The sequence below is a fragment of the Pseudomonas sp. GW821-FHT02C04 genome (assembly GCF_059421845.1).
The window spans coordinates 106,649-113,314 of sequence record NZ_JBWKVT010000008.1 but is presented as its reverse complement, the minus strand read 5'-3'; the positions used below and the strand labels follow the sequence as shown (position 1 = coordinate 113,314).

General features: G+C 60.4%; 6 protein-coding genes. 4 read left to right on the top strand and 2 right to left on the bottom strand.

Annotated features, from left to right (window positions below; genetic code table 11):
• Nucleotides 1-194: 194 nt before the first annotated feature.
• Nucleotides 195-932, bottom strand: coding sequence for a thioesterase II family protein (locus AC07VV_RS24905; RefSeq protein WP_495037748.1), 738 nt, complete (start codon nt 930-932; stop codon nt 195-197).
• A gap of 104 nt (nt 933-1,036) precedes the next feature.
• A complete protein-coding gene (locus AC07VV_RS24900) occupies nt 1,037-2,209 on the bottom strand; it encodes an MFS transporter (protein ID WP_102621948.1) in 1,173 nt (390 codons plus the stop codon).
• Nucleotides 2,210-2,520: 311 nt separating this feature from the next.
• Here AC07VV_RS24900 and AC07VV_RS24895 point away from each other — a divergent pair, with 311 nt between their 5' ends.
• From AC07VV_RS24895 to AC07VV_RS24880, 4 genes are all read left to right on the top strand, one after another.
• Entirely contained in the window at nt 2,521-3,321 is an 801-nt protein-coding gene (locus tag AC07VV_RS24895) for a glucose 1-dehydrogenase (protein WP_495037747.1), read from the top strand.
• Nucleotides 3,314-5,140, top strand: a complete 1,827-nt coding sequence (locus tag AC07VV_RS24890; protein ID WP_495037746.1) for a glycoside hydrolase family 15 protein — start codon at nt 3,314-3,316, stop codon at nt 5,138-5,140. Before AC07VV_RS24895 ends, AC07VV_RS24890 begins: the two co-directional genes overlap by 8 nt.
• 390 nt (nt 5,141-5,530) lie before the next feature.
• Nucleotides 5,531-5,920: a hypothetical protein gene (locus AC07VV_RS24885; RefSeq protein ID WP_495037745.1), complete on the top strand. Its 390-nt coding sequence runs from the start codon at nt 5,531-5,533 to the stop codon at nt 5,918-5,920.
• A 73-nt stretch (nt 5,921-5,993) separates the two neighbouring features.
• Nucleotides 5,994-6,653, top strand: a complete 660-nt coding sequence (locus tag AC07VV_RS24880) for a hypothetical protein (RefSeq protein WP_495037744.1) — start codon at nt 5,994-5,996, stop codon at nt 6,651-6,653.
• Nucleotides 6,654-6,666 lie beyond the last annotated feature (13 nt).

Genomic DNA, 6,666 nt, shown 5'->3' with positions numbered 1-6,666 from the left:
TTCTTGGTATCCGAATCAGTAGGCTGGCAGCACAAAGGCACGTCGTCCCTATAAAACGAATGCAAAGCGGAAAAATTAGCGATTGAGAAGAACTATCAGAAGGGAGGTGCAGCGGGGATTTGCGGGCGATAAAAAACCCTGCGGGAGCAAGCCTGCTCGCTCCTCACAGGGTTCCGGACAGCAATGAATTCGGGTTAAACGGCAGCCATCAAGCCGTGCCGACGATGATGCACGTCGAGCTGATCCTTGATCACCCGCAGCACCTTGGCTTCGTGTTCATGAATGAAGAAGTGCCCACCGGCCAGCATGTCCACCGAGAAGCTGCCACGGGTTTCCTTGCTCCAGCCGATCAACTGCTCGGTGGTCGCCTTGTCGGCCTTGCCGCCGAGCACATGCACCGGGCAGTTGAGCAGCGGCCGCTGCAATGGCTGGAACTTGCCGCAGAGCAGGAAATCGGCGCGCAGGATCGGCAGCGTCAGGCTCATCAACTCTGCATTGGCCAGCACTTCCTCGCTGGTACCGTTGAGCGTGCGCAGCTGATCGATCAGCTCGGCGTCGGTCTTCGGCTCGGCAAAGCCGCGGTCGTAGTCGGCGCGCAACGTCGGCGCCGCGGTGCCCGAGGCGAACAGCGCCACCGGTTCCGGGCAGCCCAGTGCGCGCAAGGCGTGGGCGATCTCGCAGGCCAGCAAGGCGCCCAGGCTATGGCCGAACAGTGCGTAAGGGGCCTTGAGTGTCGGGCGCAGTTCCCTCGCCAGTTGCATGGCCAGCGCCCGCATGTCGGTGTGCAGCGGTTCGCCGAACCGGGCGCCGCGCCCCGGCAATTCCACCGGTTGCAATTGCAGCCACTGCGGCAACTTCGGCCGCCAGCGGCTGTAGACCATGGCACTGGCGCCGGAATACGGCAGGCACAGCAGGGTCAACTTGGTCACCACGCATCCCTCGGAAAAATGTCTCTTCAAAGGGTACGGATCACCGGCCGGGCAAATTAGTCGGTGGCGTTAAATTTCCCCACCCGGCTCACGCCCACGGGCACATTTCATTTCAGGTGGCGGAAGCTCTGCACCGCCGAACACAGCACCACCGCACCCGCTGCAATCGCCAGCCAGAAGCCGCTACGGGCGCCGAACGCATCCACCAATGCACCGGAACCGGCGGCGCCGATGGCCACGCCGATGCTCAGGCCGGTCACCAGCCAGGTCAGGCCTTCGGTGAGTTTGGCCGGCGGCACGATGCGTTCGATCAACGCCATCGCCACAATCAAGGTTGGCGAGAAGAACAGCCCCGCAATGAACACCGCCACGGACAACCCGAAAATATTGGTCGCGAGTAACAGCGGCAGCGTGGTCACCGCGGTCGCCAATCCGCCGTAGAGAAACAGGCGCGGCAACGGCAGTTTCGAGCGCATCGCACCAAACGCAATACCCGCCAGACAGGAACCGATGGCGTACACCGACAACACGATGCTCGCCGCTGCCGGTTGCCCTTGCTGCTGGGCGAACGCGACGCTGACCACATCGACCACGCCGACGATCATGCCCATGGCGACCATCAACAGCAGCAGCCATTGCACATCGGTCGAACGAATGATCGAGCCTTGATGCTCTGATTCGTGGGGATGCACTGGCGGCTCGGTGCTGCGCTGGGCAACAAACGCCGTCACGCCGATCGCCAGCATCAACAGCGCCGCCAGCGGCCCGGCCTCGGGAAACACGCCGACGCACAGCCCCACCGACAGCGGCGGGCCAACGATAAAGCAGACCTCATCGAGCACTGACTCCAGCGCGTAAGCGGTCTGCAATTGCGGCTGGCCGCGATAGATTTCCGTCCAGCGCGCCCGCACCATCGCCGACATGCTCGGCATGCAACCGGCCAGCGCGGCGCAGATGAACAGCGTCCAGGTCGGCGCCTGCAAACGGGTGCACAGCAGCAACATCAGCAACGCCCCGCCACCGATCAGCGCCGACACCGGCAAGATCCGCCCCTGACCGTAACGGTCCACCAGCCGCGAGACCTGCGGCGCGCAGAACGCCGTAGCCAAAGCAAACGTTGCCGCCACCCCGCCCGCCAGCGCATAGCCGCCAGTCAATTGCGAAAGCATGGTGATCACGCCGATGCCGGTCATGGAAATCGGCATTCGCGCGATCATCCCGGCCATCACAAAGGCCCGGGCGCCGGGGGCGTTGAACAGTTCGCGGTAAGGGTTTGCCATCGGATACAGCCTCATCAGGGGCGGCCAACTTGCCACAAAGCCTGACGGGCGGGAAAGCGAGGAATTGTTGGTGGAATGTGAAGTCCCTGTGGCGTGCAAGGCCAATCGCTGCCGCGTGATGATCGCTCCCACGCCGAGGCGTTGATCGTTCCCACGCTCTGCGTGGGAATGCAGCCCGGGACGCTCCGCGTCCCATACGGATGTCGGAGCCCAACAAGAGAAACCTGTCGATCTTTTCATGAACCCCGATGAACTCTCGCCGCCGCCCATCAGTCAGCTAAATAAGCCCTCAACCCAAGGCGCGACCCTGCATGCAGATTTCCCTCGCCCGTCAGGTGGCACTGGTCACCGGCGCCAGTTCCGGCATCGGCCACGGCGCCGCCAAAGCCCTGGCCGCTGCCGGCGCGGCTGTGGTCATCAATTACAACCGTCAGGCCGAGCCGGCCGAAGCACTGGCCCGGCAGATCGTCGCCGATGGCGGCCAGGCCATCGCCATCGGTGCGGATGTCTCGAAGGAAGAAGACGTGGAGCGGCTGTTCCAACAGACCCTGGACGCCTTCGGAACGCTGGACATTCTGGTGGCCAATTCCGGCCTGCAAAAAGACGCGGCGGCTGTGGATATGTCGTTGGCCGACTGGAACGCGGTGATCGGCGTCAACCTCACCGGCCAGTTCCTCTGCGCCCGCGCCGCGTTGCGAATCTTCAATCGCCAGGGCGTGCGCGAAGGCGTGTCGCGAGCCGCCGGCAAGATCATCCATATGAGCTCGGTGCACCAGCGCATTCCCTGGGCCGGGCACGTGAACTACGCGGCGTCCAAGGGCGGCGTTGATCAGTTGATGCAGACCCTGGCCCAGGAAGTCAGCCATCAGCGCATCCGCATCAACGGCATCGCACCGGGGGCGATCCGCACGGCCATCAATAAGGACGCCACCGAAGGCGAGGCCGGGAAAGCCCTGCTCAAGCTCATCCCTTACGGGCGCATCGGCGATGTCGAGGATGTGGCCAACGCCGTGGTGTTCCTCGCCTCCGATGCCTCCGACTACATCGTCGGCACCACCCTGTTCATCGACGGCGGCATGAGCCTCTATCCGGAGTTCCGTGGCAATGGCTGAGCATCCTTCCGAACGACAAAGCCCCATCGACGCCCACGGCATCATTGGCGACATGCGCAGCGCGGCGCTGGTCAATGACAAGGGCAGCGTGGATTTTTTCTGCTGGCCGGAGTTCGACAGTCCGTCGATCTTCTGTTCGCTGCTGGACACCCCCGACGCCGGAATTTTCCAGTTGGCCCCGGACCTGCCCGATGCCCGGCGCGAGCAGATTTACCTGCCGGACACCAACGTCCTGCAAACCCGCTGGCTCAGCGACCATGCTGTGGTGGAAATCACCGACCTGCTGCCCATTGGCGACAACGATGAGGCGTTGCCGTTGTTGATCCGCCGGGTGCGAGTGGTCAGCGGGCAGGCAACGTTTCATCTGCGCTGCGCCGTTCGGCATGATTACGCTCGTGCTGAAACTCGCGCCGCCGTCGACAAGAAGGATGTGCTGTTCAGCGCCAGCGGGCAGCCGACACTGCGGCTGGCCTCGGATCAAACCTTGAGCGTCGATAACGATGCAGCGGTCGGGCAATTCACCCTCAAGCAGGATCAGACCGCCGCGTTCATGCTCGGCGCCAGCGACGATCCGCGCTTCGTCGAAGGGGCCGCCAAGCTGTGCATCGAGCGCACGCTGAAGTTCTGGCGCGACTGGATCGGCCAGTCCAACTATCGCGGTCGCTGGCGGGAAATGGTCAACCGCTCGGCCCTGGCCCTGAAGCTACTCACCTCACGCCAGCACGGCGCAATCCTCGCCGCTGCCACGTTCGGCCTGCCGGAAACACCCGGCGGCGAACGCAACTGGGACTATCGCTACACCTGGATCCGCGACGCCTCCTTCACCGTCTACGCCTTCATGCGCCTGGGCTTTGTCGACGAAGCCAACGGCTACATGCGCTGGCTGCGCGGGCGGGTCAGCGATTGCAGCGGCCAGTCGATGAAACTCAACATCCTCTACGCCATCGACGGCCGTCAGGAACTGCCGGAAACCGAACTCACGCATTTGTCCGGTCATGGCGGCGCAAAACCGGTGCGCATCGGCAATGGCGCGTACGACCAGATTCAACTGGATATCTTCGGCGAACTGATGGACGCCGTTTATCTGGTCAACAAATACGGCGACGCGATTTCCCACGAAGGCTGGAAACATGTGATGGAAGTGGTCGATCAGGTCTGTGAGACCTGGCAGACCAAGGACGTAGGCATCTGGGAAATGCGCGGTGAGCAACATCACTTTCTGCATTCACGACTGATGTGCTGGGTGGCGCTGGACCGGGCGATCCGCCTGGCTTCGAAACGCTCGCTGCCGGCGCCCTTCGCTCGTTGGGACCAGACCCGTCAGGCGATTCATGCCGACATCTGGGACAACTTCTGGAACGAAGAGCGCGGGCATTTCGTGCAATACCAGGGCGGCACCGCGCTGGACGGTTCGATGCTGCTGATGCCGCTGGTGCGTTTCGTCAGTGCCAAGGATCCGAAATGGCTGGAAACGCTGGAAGCTATCGAGAAGCATCTGGTACGTGACGGCATGGTTTATCGCTATCGCAATGACGATGCGGGGATCGATGGGTTATCCGGCACTGAAGGCGCTTTCGCTGCATGCTCGTTCTGGTACGTCGAATGCCTCGCCCGGGCCGGGCAAGTGGAAAAGGCCCATCTGGAATTCGAGCAACTGCTGCGTTATGCCAATCCGTTGGGGTTGTACGCGGAGGAATTCGACAACCGTGGCCGGCATCTGGGCAACACGCCCCAGGCGTTGACCCATCTGGCACTGATCAGCGCGGCGAGTTTTCTGGATCGCAAGTTGAGTGGGGAGAAGAGTGAATGGCAGCCGTAAAGCCATCAGAGTTTGTAGGAAATATGCCCCGCTCTCGCTCTGATCGGGGCTAATCCCTACACGTAAATAAACAGAATCACAGCGCCCGTGGCGAGGGAGCTTGCTCCCGCAGGGTCGTGCAACGGCCCCAGGCCCTGCCCCTACATTTCTCCTGAGAGACTTCATAGCCCGGCTTTGCGACTGCTACGCAGCCGAGCGGGAGCAAGCTCCCTCGCCACAACTCGCAAAACCTGACGCCTACATCCACTAAACAAATCCCAAACATCTCTCCCCCGTAACTCGCACTTACACCCCGAAATACCTTGTTGCCAGCTGTTACATCCCCCCCTACCATCCACCGCAACGGGCACAGCGGAGCTGTCCAATAAAAACCCGATTCAAGGAACCAGAATGAGCCAACGCATCCACCGCCCCATCGATTCCCCTCTGCGCACGGGCCTGACCCGCGACGAACTGTGGGAAGCCGCCGACAAGGGCCTGATCAAATGCTGGGAAATCGGCCGCCAGCGCGCCACCCGCTTCCCCGACCTCGCTCAACGCTGCAGTGCCGATGAACTGCCGGTACTGGGCTGGAAAGGCGGGGTCAGTCGCAGCCTGAAGAAGAATGAAAAATACGGATCGCTGAAATACCTGGCTCAGTGGCAGGGTTTGCGTGGGGAGGATCTGGATATTGATCTGGGTTCCGAACGAGTCATGACCTGCTCGCGGACGAAAATGGTGGTGACGTTTACGCCGGATCGCAGCAAGTATTTCAATCAGGTGGCGGAAGCCGAGGCTTAAAACCTGATAAACCAGACGGTTTTCCTCAGTAGCAAACTCACCTACCCGTACCCTCTGAAAATCGAGAATCAAATTGAACAACGTATTGGCAAATGTCTGTGCCGTAATGGATTTCTACAAAAAGTATCGGCTTTTGGTTTTATGGGTGTGCTCTGTCGCAGGAGGTGTCGTCGGCTACATTTTGATTGGGCCCTTTATCGTATCCGACGCTTATCAATGGATTGCCGAGCTCGTCAATACCAACAAGCTTGTAGCAGACCTTATCGATATCAATGGCATGGTGCGCGACAAGTTGCTTGCCAGTACTTTGCCGTTCTTTATCGTGTGGTCTTGCATGCTCGCCATCTACGTGTTTGATAAAGGCTCCGTGGACACCATCAATCGGGTTTCGAAAAACTTGACGTTTCTTACCGGTGGGACCGCTTTTTTTACGATAGTACTGGGGTTCACTTTATTCGGTACGTTCAGCTCCGCCCTACAAAAGGTCGCGTTCTCGGAATACACCATCCCCCTGATCGTGCTTCCGATTCTCATCATAATATTGGGGTTCTTCCTTCGGCACGTCATGAAGCCCACCATCGACCCTGCCTCTCTTATTAACCGATTTGCCCCTTGTTTACTGGCAGTGTGCATGACGATCAGCCTCGTTCTATACGTCTACGGAATCCTTAACGATCCGATCAAGTTGTATGGAACCATTCTGAAACATCATGCCCTTCTCAAACCCATTTAATGACCATGCAGCA

Coding starts and splice junctions, on each gene's coding strand:
- AC07VV_RS24900 (WP_102621948.1), bottom strand. CDS start 2,209: ATGGCAAACCCTTACCGCGAACTGTTCAACGCCCCCGGCGCCCGGGCC.
- AC07VV_RS24895 (WP_495037747.1), top strand. CDS start 2,521: ATGCAGATTTCCCTCGCCCGTCAGGTGGCACTGGTCACCGGCGCCAGT.
- AC07VV_RS24890 (WP_495037746.1), top strand. CDS start 3,314: ATGGCTGAGCATCCTTCCGAACGACAAAGCCCCATCGACGCCCACGGC.
- AC07VV_RS24885 (WP_495037745.1), top strand. CDS start 5,531: ATGAGCCAACGCATCCACCGCCCCATCGATTCCCCTCTGCGCACGGGC.